15 protein-coding genes are annotated in these 18,377 nt (G+C 64.6%); 6 read left to right on the top strand and 9 right to left on the bottom strand.

All coding sequences use genetic code 11. The annotated features are described in order from the left end of the window. Window positions 1-22: 22 nt before the first annotated feature. The gene (locus ACUXVA_RS29275) at window positions 23-1,378 is read right to left on the bottom strand and encodes a malonyl-CoA decarboxylase (RefSeq protein WP_445489736.1); all 1,356 of its coding nucleotides are present in this window, start codon (window positions 1,376-1,378) and stop codon (window positions 23-25) included. A 284-nt stretch (window positions 1,379-1,662) separates the two neighbouring features. Between ACUXVA_RS29275 and ACUXVA_RS29270 the strand changes: the two genes are divergently transcribed. Continuing rightward, window positions 1,663-3,366, top strand: a complete 1,704-nt coding sequence (locus ACUXVA_RS29270) for a YHYH protein (protein ID WP_445489734.1) — start codon at window positions 1,663-1,665, stop codon at window positions 3,364-3,366. An 80-nt stretch (window positions 3,367-3,446) separates the two neighbouring features. On the opposite strand, the gene ACUXVA_RS29265 is transcribed toward ACUXVA_RS29270, so the two are convergent. Further along, a complete protein-coding gene (locus ACUXVA_RS29265) occupies window positions 3,447-4,430 on the bottom strand; it encodes a flavin reductase (protein WP_265082407.1) in 984 nt (327 codons plus the stop codon). A gap of 141 nt (window positions 4,431-4,571) precedes the next feature. Here ACUXVA_RS29265 and ACUXVA_RS29260 point away from each other — a divergent pair, with 141 nt between their 5' ends. After that, a complete protein-coding gene (locus tag ACUXVA_RS29260; RefSeq protein WP_445489732.1) occupies window positions 4,572-5,618 on the top strand; it encodes a peptidase M29 in 1,047 nt (348 codons plus the stop codon). Between the two features lie 192 nt (window positions 5,619-5,810). On the opposite strand, the gene ACUXVA_RS29255 is transcribed toward ACUXVA_RS29260, so the two are convergent. From ACUXVA_RS29255 to ACUXVA_RS29235, 5 genes are all read right to left on the bottom strand, one after another. Continuing rightward, window positions 5,811-6,794 carry a 3-hydroxybutyryl-CoA dehydrogenase gene (locus ACUXVA_RS29255; RefSeq protein WP_265082409.1) on the bottom strand — a complete coding sequence of 328 codons (984 nt, stop codon included), beginning with the start codon at window positions 6,792-6,794 and terminating at the stop codon, window positions 5,811-5,813. Next, entirely contained in the window at window positions 6,791-7,885 is a 1,095-nt protein-coding gene (locus ACUXVA_RS29250; RefSeq protein ID WP_265082410.1) for an NAD/NADP-dependent octopine/nopaline dehydrogenase family protein, read from the bottom strand. The genes ACUXVA_RS29255 and ACUXVA_RS29250 overlap by 4 nt, the downstream gene beginning before the upstream one ends. 192 nt (window positions 7,886-8,077) lie before the next feature. Further along, entirely contained in the window at window positions 8,078-9,598 is a 1,521-nt protein-coding gene (locus tag ACUXVA_RS29245; protein ID WP_445489730.1) for a class I adenylate-forming enzyme family protein, read from the bottom strand. A gap of 179 nt (window positions 9,599-9,777) precedes the next feature. Beyond that, window positions 9,778-11,061, bottom strand: a complete 1,284-nt coding sequence (locus ACUXVA_RS29240; RefSeq protein WP_265082412.1) for an acyl-CoA dehydrogenase family protein — start codon at window positions 11,059-11,061, stop codon at window positions 9,778-9,780. Beyond that, entirely contained in the window at window positions 11,058-11,888 is an 831-nt protein-coding gene (locus ACUXVA_RS29235; protein ID WP_265082413.1) for an alpha/beta fold hydrolase, read from the bottom strand. The genes ACUXVA_RS29240 and ACUXVA_RS29235 overlap by 4 nt, the downstream gene beginning before the upstream one ends. 216 nt (window positions 11,889-12,104) lie before the next feature. Between ACUXVA_RS29235 and ACUXVA_RS29230 the strand changes: the two genes are divergently transcribed. After that, the gene (locus ACUXVA_RS29230; protein ID WP_445489727.1) at window positions 12,105-13,274 is read left to right on the top strand and encodes an acyl-CoA dehydrogenase family protein; all 1,170 of its coding nucleotides are present in this window, start codon (window positions 12,105-12,107) and stop codon (window positions 13,272-13,274) included. A gap of 25 nt (window positions 13,275-13,299) precedes the next feature. Here the strand turns inward: ACUXVA_RS29230 and ACUXVA_RS29225 are convergent, their stop codons facing one another. Then, window positions 13,300-14,802, bottom strand: a complete 1,503-nt coding sequence (locus ACUXVA_RS29225; RefSeq protein WP_265082414.1) for a flavin-containing monooxygenase — start codon at window positions 14,800-14,802, stop codon at window positions 13,300-13,302. Between the two features lie 112 nt (window positions 14,803-14,914). Then, on the bottom strand, window positions 14,915-15,364 hold the full coding sequence (locus ACUXVA_RS29220; RefSeq protein WP_445489724.1) for a cupin domain-containing protein: 450 nt from the start codon (window positions 15,362-15,364) through the stop codon (window positions 14,915-14,917). Window positions 15,365-15,621: 257 nt separating this feature from the next. Between ACUXVA_RS29220 and ACUXVA_RS29215 the strand changes: the two genes are divergently transcribed. The 3 genes from ACUXVA_RS29215 (at window position 15,622) to ACUXVA_RS29205 (ending at window position 18,370) form a co-directional block, all read left to right on the top strand. Further along, window positions 15,622-16,650, top strand: coding sequence for an AraC family transcriptional regulator (locus tag ACUXVA_RS29215; RefSeq protein WP_445489722.1), 1,029 nt, complete (start codon window positions 15,622-15,624; stop codon window positions 16,648-16,650). An 89-nt stretch (window positions 16,651-16,739) separates the two neighbouring features. After that, window positions 16,740-17,501 (top strand): SDR family NAD(P)-dependent oxidoreductase, encoded by a 762-nt coding sequence (locus ACUXVA_RS29210; protein ID WP_445489720.1) that lies wholly within the window; start codon window positions 16,740-16,742, stop codon window positions 17,499-17,501. 32 nt (window positions 17,502-17,533) lie between these two features. Next, complete coding sequence (locus ACUXVA_RS29205) at window positions 17,534-18,370, top strand: enoyl-CoA hydratase family protein (protein WP_265082416.1); 837 nt, start codon at window positions 17,534-17,536, stop codon at window positions 18,368-18,370. Window positions 18,371-18,377 lie beyond the last annotated feature (7 nt).

Raw genomic sequence — 18,377 nt, 5'->3', positions numbered from 1 at the left:
GTCTCGAAGGATGAGAACACTACTATCCCAGCCGCATATCAAGCAGCCGTCGGCCGCCTTCGGTCTTCAGCATCTTCTTCACCGCGCTGGACGCAGCGATCTCGTAATGGTCGGCATAGGCCTCGTGGTTCTTCTCGATATCGTCGAGGCGATAGAGATAGTTGACCATCAGCCCGGCGGATTCGCGCAGGCCCTTGTCGGAGACGTCGCCGAGCCAGTCGACGCGCTCCAGCCGCGCGCCGTTGCCGAGATGGAAGCGGGCCACGGAATCCACCGGCGCGCCGCGCGGCATCTTGGCCTTCAGGAAGTAGTGCGCGGCCAGCGGCTCGATCACTGTGCGCAGTTGCGCGGCGAGCGGCGCGTCCTCGATCCACTCCCGCGTATCGAGGTGGACCAGCAATGCGCGCTCTTCCTCGGTGACCGGCAGGTCGGGCGCACGCTTCAGCCATTTCATGAAGCCGGGCACCGGCGACAGGGTAACGAAGTTTTCCAGCTTCGGCAGTTCGCGACGCAGTTCCTCGACCACCTGCTTGATCAGAAAGTTGCCGAAGGAAATGCCGGCGAGGCCACGCTGGCAGTTGGAGATCGAATAGAACACCGCCGTTCGCGCGCGCGCGACGGCGACCGGCTCGCGGTCCTCGGCCAAAAGCGGCGCGATGGCGCCGGGAATGGTCTCGGTCAGCGCGACCTCGACGAAGATCAGCGGCTCGTCGACCAGGGCGGGATGGAAGAATGCGTAGCAGCGGCGGTCGGCGGGATCGATGCGGCGGCGAAGGTCGGCCCAGTCGTGGATTTCGTGCACTGCCTCGTACTTGATCACCTTTTCGAGAATAATGGCCGGCGTCGACCAATCGATCCTGCGCAGCACGAGAAACCCCCTGTTGAACCAGGATGCCAGGAGATGGACGAGATCGCGGTCGACGGCGCCGAGATCCTTCTGGCTGTCTTTGAGGTCGAGCAGATCGGCGCGCATCGCCACCAATTCGCTGGTGGCGCCGGGCGCACGGTTCAGCCGGCGAAACAGCTCCTGCCGCTGCGGCTCGGAGGCGAAATGCAGATCGCCCGGGTCCATATCGTCGGGCGTTGCTTGCCACGCCGCGATGGCTCTATCGAGCTTGTCGCGGTCGGGGCCGTAATGATGGGCGAGGGCTTCGAAGAATCCGAGCCGGCCGGCGGCATCGAGGCTGTGATAGCGATCGAGCACGCCGCGTGCGATCACCGTGCCTGACGCTTCGCCGCGCCCTGACAATAATTCGCCGCACAGCTCGATCAGGTCGGAGGCATTCTGCGGATCGATCGAGGCAGGGCCGAGCCGCAGCAGGGTGCGGCCGCGTTCCGAGATCGAAGCGAGAAGGTCGGAGAAGAAGTCGTTCGGCATGGCAGATCAATTCCCGGCTGGCAGCCCACGGCCAGTTGCGTGGAATATAACAGGTTGTCGCGCGTAATGCGCGGTGATTTGAAACGTGAACGGCTGCACATAATCGTGTCTGTCGGGCGCCCTCTTGGCAAGAGGTGATGGGAGCCCAAATGACGCGACCGCTTGGAGCACGGTCGGGCGATCGCCTTGATAGCGGGCACACGATCCACGGTCGGTCTTTTACGATTCCGCAACCGTTCCGGTTCCATAGAAGTACGATTGTTTTTTCATTTTGAAGGTTGAACATGCCATTTGAAGCGCGTCGACGGGCAAGCCGCGTAAGATGCCTCGCAGCCGTCTGTGCGCTCGCGCTCGGCTCCGCCAGTCTGGCCGGGTCCGTTGGGGCACTTGCGCACGAGCAGGTGTCCACTTCGATCGGCTCCTACCGCACGTGTCCGACCGCCGGCCCGCTGTCTTCGAAGTCGCGGGCAGCTTTGACGGCACCGTTCAACGAGATTGAAAGTTTCCGTGTGTTGCAGGGCACGACCGTCTGGAAGACCGTCGCGTCGCAGCTCCTGGTCAACCGCGACAAGCAGAAGCCATGCTACGGATTCAGCGACACGCCCGAATGGACCAAGGTCGTGTCGAGAATCCCGACCAACGTGCTCGCCGTGCAGACCAATACCGATCGGACGGCTGCACTCATCTATGTCAGCGGTCTGCCGGGGTATCTCATCGAGACGCCCAAGGTGTTCGCCAGCTTCAAGCCCGGCGATACCTACGGCATCTTCCGGGTCGCGACCGCGCCCACCGTCGATACCCGGCCCACGCACGACTTCGCCGACAAGGGGGCGATCGGGATTTTCGTCAATGGCGTGAGCATGTTCAATTATACGGACACCTTCGCCTATGCCAACAAGGGTGTCTGGTCATACGATGCCAATGTCGCCGAAGCCCTGATCGTCAATTCCGATATTTCGCATGCGACACCGAGCAATCTTCCGCAGTTTCCGAAGAGCCGTGGCATCTTCCACAACCACCAGATGTCAATCCGGCTGTTGAACGAGCTGAAGGACCCGTATTTTTCTGGTCGCCTGGCGCATTCGAAGCTGGTTGGGTTTGTGATCGACAGCTATCCGATCTACGGACCGCTCGGCTATTCCTCGAAGGACGTCTCGTCGGGGCTGAAGACGCTGAAAAGTAGCTACCTCAAGCGGACCTGGACGACGACGTCGATGCGGGGAAGCAATCATCGCAGTTCGGTTCCGGCGTGGGCCGTGGTGGGCTGGGACAACAGCAATGCGACCGGCACGACCCTGCTGAATCTGTTCAAGAAGCCGAAGTCGGACCTGTTGTATGCCGATGGCAAGACGGACGGGCCTGTCGTGTATGAGGGCAAGGACGAGCGGCTCTCCGGCGAGATCAAGCTGCTGGCCGGTTCGGTCGGTCTCAAGCGCGACCCGCAAGGGTATGTCTATTGGGAAAGCCCCGTCTCCCTTCCTGGTGGATCGAAGGTGGCCACGAAGAACTACCTCCTGAAGAGCTCCGATCTGTGGGGACCGGACATCGACGAGGCGATCCTTCCTGCGAGCTATCAGGCCGCCGACAAGGACAAGTTCTATTTCAAGGCCAAAATCGGCGCCTTCGCCGAGGATTACGAATTCGTCGCTGGCTATGGCGACCTCGACTTCTACAACGGCATCGACAGTTTAGTGCCGGAACACGGCACGAGCATCTATCATTACGTCGCGACCTTTTCCGGAAAGGTCCGTGACAAAGCCCGTCTGTCGTCGGCCAGCTTTCCTTACTTCGTCGGCATCCAGTACAAGGGCGTGCCGGACCCGTTCAATGCCAGGATCGACAACAGCGCGCGCACCGCCTACTTTTTGAATGGTGCGAACGCATCAACGACGATTTTTGACGTTGGCGTGACGGGAAAGGACGATCAGGGGAAGCCGGTGCGCGGCGCGGTGCCTGAGGCCTGGCAAAAGAAATTGAGCGAGGATTAGGTTAGGTCGCCTCGGCTCGCTTTTGGGCGAACCGGGGCCGATGCGATCGACAGGCGTTCGTGACCGTAGGTGAAACGGCGCTACGGATGCTGCTTGTGCCGGCCTGACACGCCGGTGTCGATCAACAGATCCAGCGCATATTTGATGGTCGCGCGCTGCTCGTCGGTGAATTGGCTGAGCAGTTCGGTCTCGTGTTTCACGGCCGCGGCGAGCGCGGGCTTGATGCGGGCGCGGCCTTTGGCGGTGAGGTGCAGGGTGACGCGCCGGCGGTCGTCGGCGGTGCCCTTGCGCTGGACGAGGTCGTCGGCCTCCATGCGGTCGAGCACTTTCGTGAGGCCCGGCTGCTTCATCAGCGCCATCGTCGCCAGTTCGCCCACCGACAGGCCTTCGACATCGATCAGGCAGGCCAGCACGCGCCACTCGGGGACGGTGAGGTCCCAGTTCTTCAACTCGGCGTGGAATTCGCTGGAGACGATGAAGCTCGCCCGCGCCAACAGATAAGCGAGGTAGTTGCGCGCAAAGCTGTTGCTGGGCAGCGACGGCGGCCGACGGAGCGTGTTGTCGATGCGACGCAGCTCGCCGGAATGAAACACCAGCGGATCGTGCTGGCGCTCGACGAAGCGCACGACCTCGCCGACCAGGATGGTGTGGTCGCCGCCGGGATAGCGTGCCCAGGTCTTGCATTCGAAGATCGGCGCGAGGCCATCGATCAGCGGCGCGCCTGTGATGCCGGGCTCATGTTTGACGCCGGCGAACTTGTCCGAGCCGCGCTTGCCGAACCGCAATGCCAGCTCGCCGTGATCGGCGCCGAGGAAATGCACCGCAAAGGCATCGGCCTGCACGAACGGATCGTGACTCGGCGACGATTTCGCCACGCTCCACAGCACCAGCGGCGGATCGAGCGACACCGAGGAGAACGAATTGGCCGTCATGCCGACCGGGTGACCGCCATGGCTTGCGGTGACGACGGTGACGCCGGTGGGAAACTGGCCGAGCGCTTGGCGAAACGATACCGGGCTGAGCGCGCCTTGCGCAGCATCCGCGACCACCCTGTCGTCCGTCATGGAATTCGCCCGCTACAGGGGAGGCCGGGAGCTTTTGCAAGCCGCGCCGGACGCTCCTTTAATGCTAAAAATATTCCTTTTCATGTAACATGGCCGCGCCTATCATCCAACGATAATCGCTTTAAAATACGGAGAAACGGCATGCTGGCGGATCGCATCGAGGCAAAATGGATCGACGCGTTCTGCGAGATTTTTGCGCGTTGCGCGGTCAAGCCGGGCGACACCGCGGCCATCCTTTCCGAGACGCAATCGCGCGCACTGAATGTCCGCTTGGCGGAGCTGGCCCTGCTGCGCATGGGTGCAAAACCGTTCCATGTCATCGTGCCGACGCCGCGCAATACGCAGGTGGTGCCGATCCGTTCCACCGGCGCATCCGAGGCGATCGGGCAACTCGGCCCGGTGGTGTCGGCGTTGCGGCAAGCCGGCTTCGTGGTGGACTGCACCATCGAAGGCCTGATGCACGCCAAGGAAACACCGGAAATCCTGAAGTCCGGAGCGCGCATCCTGGTGATTTCCAACGAACATCCGGAAGCGCTGGAGCGCATGGTGCCGGACTCGGCGCTGGAGAAGCGCGTGCGGGCGGCAGCGAAGATGCTGCGCGGCACGAAGCACATGAAAGTGACCTCGGCGGCGGGCAGCGATCTCGACGTCAACATGGAGGGCGCGGCCACGGTCGGCGTATGGGGCTGGACCGACAAGCCCGGCACGCTGGCGCACTGGCCGGGCGGCATCGTGGTGAGCTTCCCGAAGAGCGGCACCATCAACGGCACGCTGGTGATGGCGCCCGGGGATATCAACCTGACCTTCAAGCGCTATCTGACCTCGCCGATCCGCCTCACCCTGAAGGATGACTACGTCACCGACCTCAAAGGCGAGGGCGCCGATGCCGAGATGATGCGGCGCTATCTGGCCGCGTGGGGCGACAAGGAAGCCTATGCGGTGTCGCATGTGGGCTGGGGCATGAATCCCGGCGCGCGCTACGAGGCGCTGACCATGTACGACCAGCGCGATACCAATGGTACCGAACTGCGCGCGGTGGCCGGCAATTTCCTGTTCTCCACCGGCGCCAACGAATTCGCCGGCCGCTACACCGCCGGGCATTTCGACCTGCCGATGTTCGGCACCACCATCGAACTCGACGGCGTTGCGGTGATCAAGGCCGGCGTGCTGCAGGATGTGTTCGGGTAAGCTCTGTCGCTTCTTCCCTCGCCCCGCCCGGCGAAGCGAAGCTTCGCTAGGCGGGGAGAGGGTGGCTCGAAGGCGCGAAGCGCGTTCGAGTCGGGTGAGGGGCTCCGGAGTTTCAACTACTAACTCCCCCTCACCGGGAGCCTCGCTGACGCCAGGCTCCGACCTCTCCCCGCAAGCGGGGAGAGGTGAAGATCAAAGCACCGGCGGCTTCGATAATCCAAAATGCTTCAGCAGGTCCACGAACGCGGCCAGCCGTTGTTCGCGGTAGGCGTCGACGTCCATGCCGGTGTAGTCGAGGAAGCCCTGGCCGGTACGCAGGCCGACTTTTCCTTCGGCCATGTTGCGGCCGATGATCTCCGGCGCGGCATAGCGGTCATGTCCGAGCGCGCCGGTCAGATACTTGCTGGCGTAGTGCAGAATATCGCCGCCGCCCCAGTCGATGAACTCCAGGAGACCGAGCACGGCAAAGCGAAAGCCGAAGCCGTATTTGATGGCCTTGTCGATGTCTTCGGCAGAGGCGACGCCTTCCTCGACCATGCGCGCGGCCTCGTTCATGGCCAGCACCTGGATGCGCGGCACGATATAGCCGGGCGTGGCGGCGCAGACCACAGGCACCTTGCCGATGCCTTCGAGCAGGGCTTTCACGCGGGCGGTGACGGCGGGGTCGGTGGCGACGCCCGGCGACAGTTCGACCAGAGGCACCAGATAGGCGGGGTTGAGCCAGTGCGCGTTGAGGAAGCGCTCCGGATGTTCGACCGCACCGGAGATATCGTCGACCAGGATGGTCGAGGTGGTCGAGGCGATGATCGGCGTGGGGCCGGCGAGTTGGGAGCAGCGCGCCAGCGCCTCGCGCTTGAGGTCGAGCACCTCGGGGACGCCTTCGAAGATGATGGCGGCAGCGGACAGCGCGGCGCCTGCTTCGGCTTCCGGCACGATGCGAACGCGGGTCATCAGCGTATCGATGTCATCAGGCTTGAGCAGGCCGAACAGCGCCATCGACGCGAAGGTCTTCTTGATCTCACCCAGCGCTTCGGCTTCCAGCGCCGCGAACTTGTCAGCGGCGCGCGCCTTGAAGTCGACGATGGCGACGCAGTGTCCGGCATAGGCGAAGGCGACGGCAATGCCGCGGCCCATGCGTCCGGCGCCGAGGCAGGCGATTTCGGAAAATGCGGTCATGCGGCGAATCCGTCGCGCAGCAGGGCGAGCAATGCCTCGCGATCGAGGTTGCCGAGGCCGAGGCTCTTCAGGGTCCGGCCGTCGGTCAGGAAGTTCTGACCGCAGATGGCGCCGCCGATGGCCAGGAAGGCTTCCGCCAGCGGCGTATCGGCGCCGACCAGTCGGCCGCAGGAGACGATGAAGGACAGGCCGAGGCGCAGATCCTCGCGCATGTAGCGGTGCTCGGTCAGCACGATGTGTTCGCGCCAGTCGCCGCTATCGGTGAGCCGGTCATGGGAGCCGCGGCCGTACATCCATTCCTCGCCCTCGCTGGCGTAGTGATGCGCCAGCGGAAAATGCGCGCCGCCATAGCCGAAGGCTTCGCGCACTGCGATGCGCTCGGCGTCGAGCGCATCGGTGACGCGGCGGATCGCCGGCTGGGTGCCTTCCTTGTGGATGTCCCAGCGTTCGAAATGCTCCAGCGCGCCGGCGTTCATCACGATCAGCGGCGGATGGATGATCGGCCCGGCATTCATCAGCGCGCCGGACAGCGCGTCGCCGCACGGTTCGACCACGCCCGGGAATGCCTTGTCGATCACCGCGATGGCGTGGGCGGCATTCCTCAGCGGGAAGACGCCGGTGGGCAGCCGCTTGGCACGGATGGTGATGGCGACCTCGAACGGGCCGTGCTTGCGCGCCAGCCACGGCAGCGTGCCGGTTTCCGCGAATGAGACGTCGGCGCGGTTGCCGGCCTCGTGGGCGGCCTGCGCAAAGATCATCGAGCCGAAGGTCGCCGGCGGCAGGAACACCACCTGGCCGTCGGCGAGATGCGGCGCCAGCAGGCGTGCGATGTCGTGCTGGGCGAAGGCCGGCGCCGGGCAGAGGATCAGCTCGACGCCGCGGATCGCGTCGGCGATGTCTGATGTCACCAGCGCCAGCGGCACGTCGTGGGTGCCGTTGGCGTTCCTGACGGTGATGCGCGAACCGGCATCCCGATGCGCTGCCACGGCCGCGGCGTCACGACGCCACAGCCGGACCTCGTGGCCCTCAAGGGCGAAATCGCCGGCGGCAGCGAACGAGCCGTTGCCGCCGCCCAGAACTGCTATTTTCATTCGCTGACCTTCTTTGTTGTCATCATCTCACACCCCGTCCTCATCCCCGCCGGAACGCAATTGCGTTTCGGCTGAAGGAGCGCACTTGCGCGCGTCTCGAAGGATGCGTGGGGTGATTACGTCGGTTGCGGCCCATGGTTCGAGACGGCGCCGAGAGGCGCCTCCTCGCCATGAGGGGATGAATGGGCGGCATCACTTCGAAGCGTCCGTGGCTTGCTTCAACTTGAAATGCTGCACCTTGCCGAGCGCGGTGCGCGGCAGGTCGGTGACGAAGACGATGTCGCGCGGCACCTTGAAGCGGGCGAGCTGGCCCAGCACATGGGCCTTGAGCAGCTCGGCGGTGATGCCGCAACCGGGGCGCAGCAGCACATAGGCCACCGGCACCTCCTGCCATTTCGGATCGGGATGACCGACCACGCCGACCTCCATGACATCGGGATGCTCCAGCAGCACCCGCTCGATCTCGGCGGGATAGATGTTCTCGCCGCCGGAGATGATCATGTTCTTCTTGCGGTCATGGACCCAGAAATAGCCGTCGGCATCGCGCGTGCCGATGTCGCCGGTGCGGTACCAGCCGTCATGCAGCGCTTCCGACGTTGCCGCCTCGTTGCCCCAGTATTCGAAGAACACATTGGGGCCGCGGATGGCGATCTCGCCGGCACTGCCCGGCGGCAGTTCGGTGCCGGCGTCGTCGACGATGGCGGCTTCGCAGCACAGGCCTGGCAGTCCGGTGGAGCCGGTTCGCGTCAAATCGCCACCAAGCCTCGTGTAGATGGAGATCGGGCAGGTCTCGGTGGAGCCATAGACCTGCAGCACCGGAATGCCGCGCGCGGGCAGGCGGGCGATCAGGTGCGGCGGCACGATCTGCGAGCCGGTCGAGACGGCCTTGAGGCAGGTGACGTCGGCTGCGGCCCACGCCGGATGGTCGGTCATCGCCTGGATGATCGCCGGCACCCACACGGTCAGCGTCGGCCGGGCCTCGGCGATCGCTGCCAGCGTCGCGTCCGGCGTGAAGCGCGCATGGATGGTGACGGTGCCGCCATGATGCAGCGCCGGCGTGGTCTGGATGTTGAGCCCGCCGACATGGAAGAACGGCAGCACCGTCAGCACGTGATCGTCGGAGGTCAGGCCATGCATGTGCTGGCTCATGACGCCATTCCACAGCAGCGCCTCCTGGCGCAGCACGGCGCCCTTGGGGCGGCCGGTGGTGCCGGAAGTATAGACGATCAGCAGCGGGCAGGTGAGGTCGGTGTGCGGGTTGCGGCCGTCGCCGGAGCCGCACGCCAGCAGCGCGTCAAGGCTCTGGCCGGGCGCCGGCGGGGCGAAGTCGAGTGCGACCACGCGGGTGTCGGGCAGCTCCGCCGCGAGCGGGGGCAGCACGGCCGCAAAGGCCTGTTCGAGCACCAGCACCTTCACCGAGGCATCGGAGATAATGAACAATTGCTCAGCCACTGCCAGCCGCCAGTTCAGCGGCACCAGCAGCGCGCCGAGCCGGGCGCAGGCATAGAGCAGCACCAGATAGTCCGGCCGGTTGAGGCTGAGGATAGCGACGCGGTCGCCGCGGCCGACGCCGCATTCGGACTTCAGGGCTTTCGCGGTCGCCTCGATCCGCGTGTTGAAGGCGGCATAGCTGAGCGTGGCACCCTCGAAATGAATCGCGGGCTTGTCCGGCGAAAACGCCGCGTTGCGGGCGATGAGATGCGAGAGATCCAAGGTGGTGTATCCGGGTTGGAGTTGATCTCGATTACGCCGCAGCAACCTCCGCCGTCATCCTGAGGTGCCGTCGCTCTTGCGACGGCCTCGAAGGATGCGCTGCAAGCGCCGTCGCCTGCCGCCGCCTCCTTCGCGGCTCGCCGAAGTCGGCGAGCGCCTCAGGATGACGATGACTGAGCTTACTCGTCCTTTTCGCCCTGCTCATACAATGCCTCGCGGCCGATACGGTCGAGGCAGAGTTCGGCGGTCCAGGGCAGCATCAGCGCGCCGCAGCGGCTGTCGCGATAGATGCGCTCCAGCGGCAGCGTCTTCAGCATCGACTGGCCGCCGCAGGTGCGGATCGCCAATGCCGCGAGCTCGTTGGCGCCTTCCATCACCGAATACTGCGCGGCGTAGGCGCGCAGTACCTGCTCCTTGGTCGGATTGGCGCAGGCCTCGGTGACCGCCTGGAACCAGATCGACTTGATCTGCTCCAGCTTGATCTGCATCTGCGCCACCGCGATCTGCTTGGTCGGATACATCCGGCGCTTCACCGGCGGCATGCCCGGCACCTCACCGCGCAGATATCGGATGGTGAAGTCATAGGCGGCCTGGGCGAGGCCGACATAGGTCGGCGACAGCGTCAGGAACATGTGCGGCCAGCGCATCGCGGCCTGGAAGTAGACGCCGCGTGGCATCAGCGCCGCATCGTGCGGCACGAAAACGTCCTTGAAGATCAGCGTACGCGACACGGTGCCGCGCATACCCAGCGGATCCCAGTCGCCGACGACGGTGATGCCGGTGGACGTCGCCGGCAGCGCGAGATAGAGGGTGTTGCGGCGCGAGGCCTTTTCGCCCTCGACGGTCTCGGTGCACAGCACGCCGTAGTAATCGGCAAAGCCGGCCAGCGACGCAAAGATCTTCTTGCCGTTGACGATCCAGCCGCCTTCGACGGGCCTCGCTTCGGTGCCGAAGGCGACGCCGCCCGCGGCCGCTGCGCCGCCCTCCGAGAACGGCTGCGAATAGATCGCGCCGTCATCGACGATGCGTTTGTAGTGGATGGCGCGGCGCGCCTCATGCGCGGCGCGCGTCTCGGCATCCATGTCGAGATCGTCGGCCAGCGGTCCGGACCACAGGGTCGAGCAGACGTGCATGTTCCAGGTCAGCGCGGTGGCGCCGCAATAGCGGCCGATTTCGGCCGCGGCCAGCGAATAGGTCTGGTAGCCGGCGCCCGAACCGCCATTGGCCTTCGGAATCGAGATGCCGAGCAGTCCGGCCTTGTGCAGGTCCTTGTAGTTCTCCATCGGGAACGTGGCTTCGCGATCCCACTTGTCGGCGCGGCCCGCAAAGCGCGATTGCGCCAGTTCGCGTGCCCTGGCAATCAATCCGGCCTGCTCGTCATCGAGCCGGTAGGCCTTGGGATCGAACATCGGTCGGTCGAGCACGATGCCGTCGAGGTCGAGTTTTGCAGCAGGCATGTTCATGAGGATGACCCCGAAAGGTTGTGGCTGGTGGACAGGAAATCGGCGAGCACTTCGTTGAATTCATGGGGCCGCTCGAAACTGGCGAGATGGCCGACGCCTTCGAGCTCGACATAGGTCGAACCTTTCACGACACCGGCCATCTTCGCCATCGTCTTAGCCGGTGCGTTGTTGTCCTTCGAGCCCGCCAGCAGCAGCGTCGGCACCTCGATGTCGGCGAGGTTCTTGCGCAGGTCGAAGCCGATCATCGCCTTCATCGAGGAGCGATAGGTTTCGGGCTTGACCGAGGCCATGCAGTCGCGGGCCAGCGCAATGCCCGCAGGATCGGCGTCGTCGCCGATCAGGCCCTGCACCAGCGTCGGGGCCATCGACACCATGGTCTCGCCGCGGTCGAGCGGACCGAGCCGGGCGTCGAGGAAATTCTTCTGCCATTCGCCGTCGGAGCTGCCGAAGGCCGACGTGGTCTGCGCCAGCACGACGGCGCCGGCGAGGTCGGGATATGTCACCAGGAACTGCTGGACGATCATGCCGCCGATCGAATGCCCGACCAGCACCGGTTTGACGGCGCCGACCTGCTGCAGGAAATCGCGCAGGGCGTCGGCGAGCGTCGGCATGTTGGCGGCGGTGGGCAACGGTGCGGAGCCGCCATAGCCGGGCATGTCCCAGCCGATGGCGTGATAGCGGTCGCCGAAGGCCTCGATCTGGCTGCACCAGCCGCGCCCCGCGCCGCCGATGCCGTGCAGGAAAACCAGGGGCGGCAATGATGCATCGCCGGCCGCCTGATAGCCGAAGCGGCCGTCCTTCGTCGTCATCGCTGCAGAGTCAGGCACGGCGGTCTCCCAGAGCTGTGGCAACGCATCGATCCTAGCAGGATGAATTTACATGAAAAGCGATAGTTTTAGACTTAAAAGGCTAGTCGTTGCCTAGCGCCTAGGCATGCTGCGGCGCACGAACGCGAGCCTTCGTCGTTGGAAAATGCGCGATGCCCTTGTCGAAAATCATTTTAGGTTTAAAACAATTGGACAATGAACGCGGGAAATCCAACCATGTCCGATCAATCGTTTTTGTCGTGGCCTTTTTTTGACGATCATCACCGCAAGCTGTCTGCGGAGTTGTCGCAATGGGCTGTCGCCAATGTGCCGGCCCTCGTCGATCACCACGACGTCGATAGCTCGTGCAGGCGGCTGGTGCGCGCCATGGGCGACGCCGGCTGGCTGCGCGTCGCCGTACCGGCCAGCCATGGCGGGCTCTATCCGAGCTTCGACGTGCGCGCGCTGTGCCTGGTGCGCGAGACCCTGGCCTATGTCAGCGGGCTCGCCGACTTCTCCTTTGCGATGCAGGGGCTCGGCACCGGGCCGATCAGCCTGTTCGGTTCGGACGAGACGAAGGCGCGCTATCTGCCGCGCGTCGCCAGGGGCGAGTCGATTGCCGCCTTCGCGCTCTCGGAAACCGATGCCGGCTCCGACGTGGCGGCGATGACGACCTCGGCGGTGCCCGACGGTAACGACCACGTCCGCATCAACGGCGCCAAGACCTGGATTTCCAACGGCGGCATCGCCGACCATTATGTGGTGTTCGTGCGCACCGGCGAGGCCGGCAGCCGCGGCATCTCGGCCTTTGTCGTCGACGCGGATACGCCCGGCCTGACCATTGCCGAGCGCATCGACGTGATCGCGCCGCATCCGCTGGCGACCCTGAAGTTCGAGGATTGCCGGGTGCCGCTGGCCAACCGCATCGGTAAAGATGGCGAAGGCTTCAAGGTCGCGATGGCGACGCTCGATGTGTTTCGCTCCACCGTTGGCGCGGCGGCGCTGGGACTGGGCCGTCGCGCACTCGACGAAGCGATCCATCGCTCGGCGACGCGAAAAATGTTCGGTCACACGCTCGGCGACCTGCAACTCACGCAGGCTGGTCTTGCCGATATGGCGACCGATATCGACGCCTCCGCATTGCTGATCTATCGCTCCGCCTGGACCAAGGACCAGGGCGCGCCGCGCATCACCCGCGAAGCCGCCATGGCCAAGATGTATGCCACCGAAGCGGCGCAGCGCGTGATCGACCGCGCCGTGCAGGTGTTCGGCGGCATGGGCGTGCAGTCGGGCGTCAAGGTCGAGGAGCTGTACCGCGAGATCCGCGCGCTGCGGATCTATGAGGGCGCGACGGAAGTGCAGAAAGTCATCATCGGCCGCGACCTGATCAAGTCCGCGCAGGCATAGGCAGCGCAGTAAGCCTGCGCGGCGATCAGGCGCCCGCGGCCTCCGCGGTGTAGCCGGGCGCCGAGGCCAGATAGCGCGCAAAGGCGTCGGCGTCGGGCGGTGAGAACTTTTCCGCCAGGGCGCCGCGCCGGTTGCGCGTGGCGCCCATGTCGGCGAGCAGTTCGTCGAGGTGCTTGAAGTGATAGGGGGCGACGCAAAGGCCGCCATAGATGCCTGCGGCGGGGCGTTCGACGCGCTTGAACTGAAGCATCATGTCCATGTTCTCGTACATCTCGGCCTTCGTCGGCTGCCGGGCGAGCTGCCCGTCCGCGTAACGCACCAGCCAGTTTGCGGCGATCTCTGCCGTCAGCACCGAACAGAAGCTGGAGTTGAAACCGACAAATCCCATGTCGGGCAGATCCGGATTGGCTATCACGCGGTACAGCCGGTACTGGCCGTCGGGCTGGATCAGCCTGTCGCGATATTCCTGCGGCAAGAAGGGCACGCCGAGCTTGAAGCCGATGGCCAGCACCGCGACATCGGCGTCGACGCGTTGGCCACCCGACATCACGATGGTCTTGCCGTCGTAGTGATCGAAGGTGCCGCGGATCGCCTTGATGCGTCCGTCGGCGACCATCGGGAAAAAGCCCGGCGTGGCAATCGGGACCGAGCAGTTGACGCCGTCCTCGATCCGCCCCTCCGGCACCATGTCGCATTTCTTGAGTTTCAGCTGCGCCTTCAGCAGCGCTTCCAGCCCGCGCCAATTAGCCCAGATGAACGGCTTGGCGATGGCATGGTTGATCCGCGACAGCGCGCTCAATCCCCAGCCGCGGAACATCTCCTCCTGCGCGCGGATATAGAGGATGCGCTTGAAGTTGATCAGGCCGCCGATGAAATAAGGAATGCGCCAGACCGGCTCGCGATAGACGAAGGTGACGGCGCTGGCGCCGGCATGGACCGACTGTACGGCGATATCGGTGGCCGATTTCGAGCCGCCGAGCACGACGATCTTCCTGCCTTTGACGATCGACGGATCGGTATGTTCCGCCGAATGCAGGATGACGCCGCCACCGGCCTTGAATGCGTCTTCGCCGGGATGGTGCAGTTCCTTGCGCTCGTTGAACTGTCCAGTGCAGACCGCCACAAAATCGAAGGTTTCGTGCGTGGCGTTGCAGGCTGCATCGCGGATCTCCAGCCTCCAGCCGGGCTGGCCATCGTCGCGGCGGTTCATGCTGACGACGGTTGTCCTGAAACGCATCAGCGGGATCAGATTGTAGTCGCGTGCGTAGTCGGTCAGATAGGCGTGGACCTGCGGCCCCTTGGGCCATTCCGGATAGCTCGCCGGCATCGGCTTGTCGGTGAAGCGATAGAGCTCCTTGGGGCTCTGCGTCTGCACGCCGGGATATGAGCGGGCCGGCTCCCAGACGCCGCCGAGGTCGCCGCTCCGTTCCAGCACGGTCACCTTGTGTCCGCTTGCTCCGAAGGATTTGGCGGCGGCGAGGCCGGCGATCCCGGCGCCGATGACGCAAACGTTCTTCTGTCTGACCATGGCTCGTCTCCTGTTGATGCGGCGGCTGATCGAAGGCGTGCGGTCTCACGCACGCAGCCGCAAGCTGCGCGCCGTCCGCATCATGTGAAAGCGAGGTGCGGGCTGCTGAGCCCTAGTCGTTGGCTTCGGGTGGCAGGAAGTTCACTTCATGCTCGGCCGAGACGCGCACGATGGCTTCGATGTCGCTCATGTTGTGCGGCTGCTTGAACAGCGCTTCGAGCTTCTGTGTCGGCGAGACCCAGAACAAGGCGCGGGCGGGCTTGTCCGACTTGTTGAAGTAACCGTGCGGAATGCCGCGCGGCAGCCGCACCAGATCGCCCGCGGAGGCGCGGACCCACTCGCCGTCGAGCTTGAGGTCGAGCACGCCTTCCTGCACCAGGATGAATTCTTCCTGGGTGGGATGGATATGCACCGGCACGAACTGGCCGGGATCGCTGTTGGTCTCGAAGGCAAAGGTGGAGTCGGTCACGGCCTTCGGGAAATAGACCTGCCCGAGAATATTCCACGTGGTGCCGCCATATCCTGTGCCGTTCAGGGTGATGCCTTTTTCGAGTGCCGCCATGATCTGCTCCCTTTTGATGCCTGCCGCGATGCTGCGTAACTTGGGCACCGGTTTCAAGCCACTGAACGAATCCGCGATCCGCACGACGAAATAATTACAGGCATAGGCGAGGGGGCAGGCGTGCTGCGCTGCACACCCGATTTGCAGGCAGAGACTGCGCATTCGTTGTGCGGCACGGCAATTTTTTCGGCGGCGCGCCGGCTATGCGGCGTGACACGACATGGCTAGGCTGGTCGCCAAGTACACGGGATCGGATAATGGTGTTGGACGCAGCCATATCGAGCACTACCCGACCGACCCGCGCCGCGAGGCTTGCGGCCTTCTCCCGCGTTTTTACCTCGGACGTCGATGAGGCCGCGGAGTCCATTGGACGCATCTTCTGTCCCCATGCGCTGGACCCGTTGCAGCGCTCATGGCCGGATTTTCACGCGCAGCACAATTGCGCGGCGTTCAATGGCTTCTCGGTGAACTACGTGTCCTACGGCGGTTCCGTTGCGATCGATCCGGGCTGCCTCGATCGCTTCTTTTTGTTGCAGATCCCGCTGCAGGGTGCCGCGCGGATCGATACGGGCGGACGGACGATCGAGGTGTCGGCAGGGCAATCCGGGTCGTTGCTGTCGCCGACCATGCCGACACAGATGGTCTGGCACGACGATTGCGCCAAGCTGATCCTGCTGGTCGAGCGACGGCTGGTCGAGGAGCGCGCGGCAGCGCTGGCGGAAAAGCCAGGGATCGCCATCGAATTCGATCCCCAGGTCGATCTGAATACGCCGTTCGGCGCCGCGCTCTGCTCCCAGATCGAATATCTCGTCGATCTCGCCGAGCACTGCGGGCCGGGGCGTCAGCTCCCGCCGACGATCACGGCGACACTGCGCGACTCCCTCATTGGATTGCTGCTCACCGGCCAGCGAAATACACTCACCGATCATATCGACCGCATCCCGGTGCGCGTCGGCCCGCTGCCGTCGGTGCTGAGAAAGGCCCGGGACTATCTCGAGGCCCATGCGACCGAGCCGCTCGACCTCGACCGGCTGGCGCGTGCCGCAGGCATCGGCATACGGTCGCTGCAGATCGGTTTTCAAAAGCACTTCGGCGTGTCGATTTCGGATGCGCTGCGCGATATCCGGCTGAGCCTGTTAAACGCCCGCTTATTGCGCGCCGCGCCGGGCGAGCGCGTGATCGACATGGCCTTTGAACTCGGCTTCACCCATCCAAGCCGGATGGCCGAGGTCTACCGTTCCCGTTACGGCGAGAGCCCGTCGGAGACGCTGCGCCGCAGCCGCTAGCATCAGGCCGATCCGGCGCTTTCTTGCAAAAGCTTGAAGTTTAAAATAATATCCGGACAGGCTCATGGCGGGCCTGCGGAAGGTCTCGCATGTCTGGATTGTCTCGCTCCTCCCACGCGCTGGTCACCGGCGGCGGTCGCGGCATCGGTCGCGCTATCGCAGCGTCGCTGGTGAATGCGGGTGCCACGGTGACGGTCATGGGCCGCAACCGCGCCGTGCTCGACGAGGTCGTCGCCGCCGGCGATGCACATTTCGCCGCGGTTGCCGACGTGTCGGACCAGGCGGCGATCAGTGCGGCGCTGGCATTGGTGGCGGCGCGTCAGCCCATCGACATCCTGGTGGCCAATGCCGGTGCGGCCGAGTCCGCGCCCTTTCTGAAATCCGATGCCGCGCTGTTCCAGCGCATGATGGACGTCAACTTCATGGGGGTGGTCCATGCCGCCCATGCCGTCCTGCCGGGCATGCGCGAGCGCGGGCATGGCCGCATCGTCGCGGTGGCCTCGACCGCCGGCCTCAAGGGCTACGCCTATGTCAGCGCCTACAGCGCCGCCAAGCACGCCGTCGTCGGCCTGGTGCGCTCACTGGCGCTGGAAGTGGCGAAGAACGGCGTCACCGTGAACGCGGTTTGCCCGGGCTTCACCGAGACCGATCTGCTCGCCGGCAGCATCGACAACATCATGAGCAAGACCGGCCGCACCCGCGAGCAGGCAGTGGCGGAACTTGCAAAACACAACCCGCAGGGCCGCCTCGTCACCCCGCAGGAAGTTGCCGACGCGGTGCTGTGGTTGTGCGGCCCCGGCGCCGGTTCGATCACCGGGCAGGCCATCGCGGTGGCCGGCGGCGAAATCTGATCCATCAACAAGAAGCATCGCAGGGAGCCCTCATGCAAAAGTTCGCCAATCCGGTCACGCTGCCGCTGATCGACTATACGCCGCAACATTTTCTGCTCGCGGTGGTCGACGGCATCGCCACGGTGACGCTGAACCGGCCGGAGCGGAAGAACCCGCTGACCTTCCAGAGCTACCGTGAACTGACCGATTTCTTCCGCGCCTGCGCCATGGACGACAGCGTCAAGTGCATCGTGGTCACCGGCGCCGGCGGCAATTTCTCGTCGGGCGGCGACGTGTTCGAGATCATCGGCCCGCTGGTACAGATGAACACCAAGGACCTCACCGCCTTCACCCGGATGACCGGCGATCTGGTCAAGGCGATGCGTGGCTGCCCGCAGCCGGTGATCGCCGCGGTGGAGGGCATCTGCGCCGGCGCCGGCGCCATCATGGCGATGGCCTCCGACCTGCGACTCGCCGCAACCGGCGCCAAGGTCGGCTTCCTGTTCAACAAGGTCGGGCTTGCGGGCTGCGACATGGGCGCCTGCGCGATCCTGCCGCGCATCATCGGTCAGTCCCGGGCCTCGGAGCTGCTTTATACCGGTCGCTTCATGACGGCCGAGGAGGGCGAGCGCTGGGGCTTCTTCAGCCGCATCGTGTCGCCGGAGCAGGTGCTCGGCCAGGCGCAGCTGCTCGCAAGACAGATCTCCGAAGGCCCGACCTTCGCCAACACCATGACCAAGCGCATGCTGGCGATGGAATGGGCGATGTCGGTGGAGGAGGCGATCGAAGCCGAGGCGGTGGCGCAGGCGTTGTGCATGACCACCGAGGACTTCGCCCGCGCCTTCGAGGCGTTTTCCAACAAGGTGAAGCCGCAGTTTCAAGGCAATTGACGCACTT

The organism is Rhodopseudomonas sp. RCAM05734, from assembly GCF_052658035.1.
This window is presented reverse-complemented; position numbering and strand designations above follow the sequence as displayed.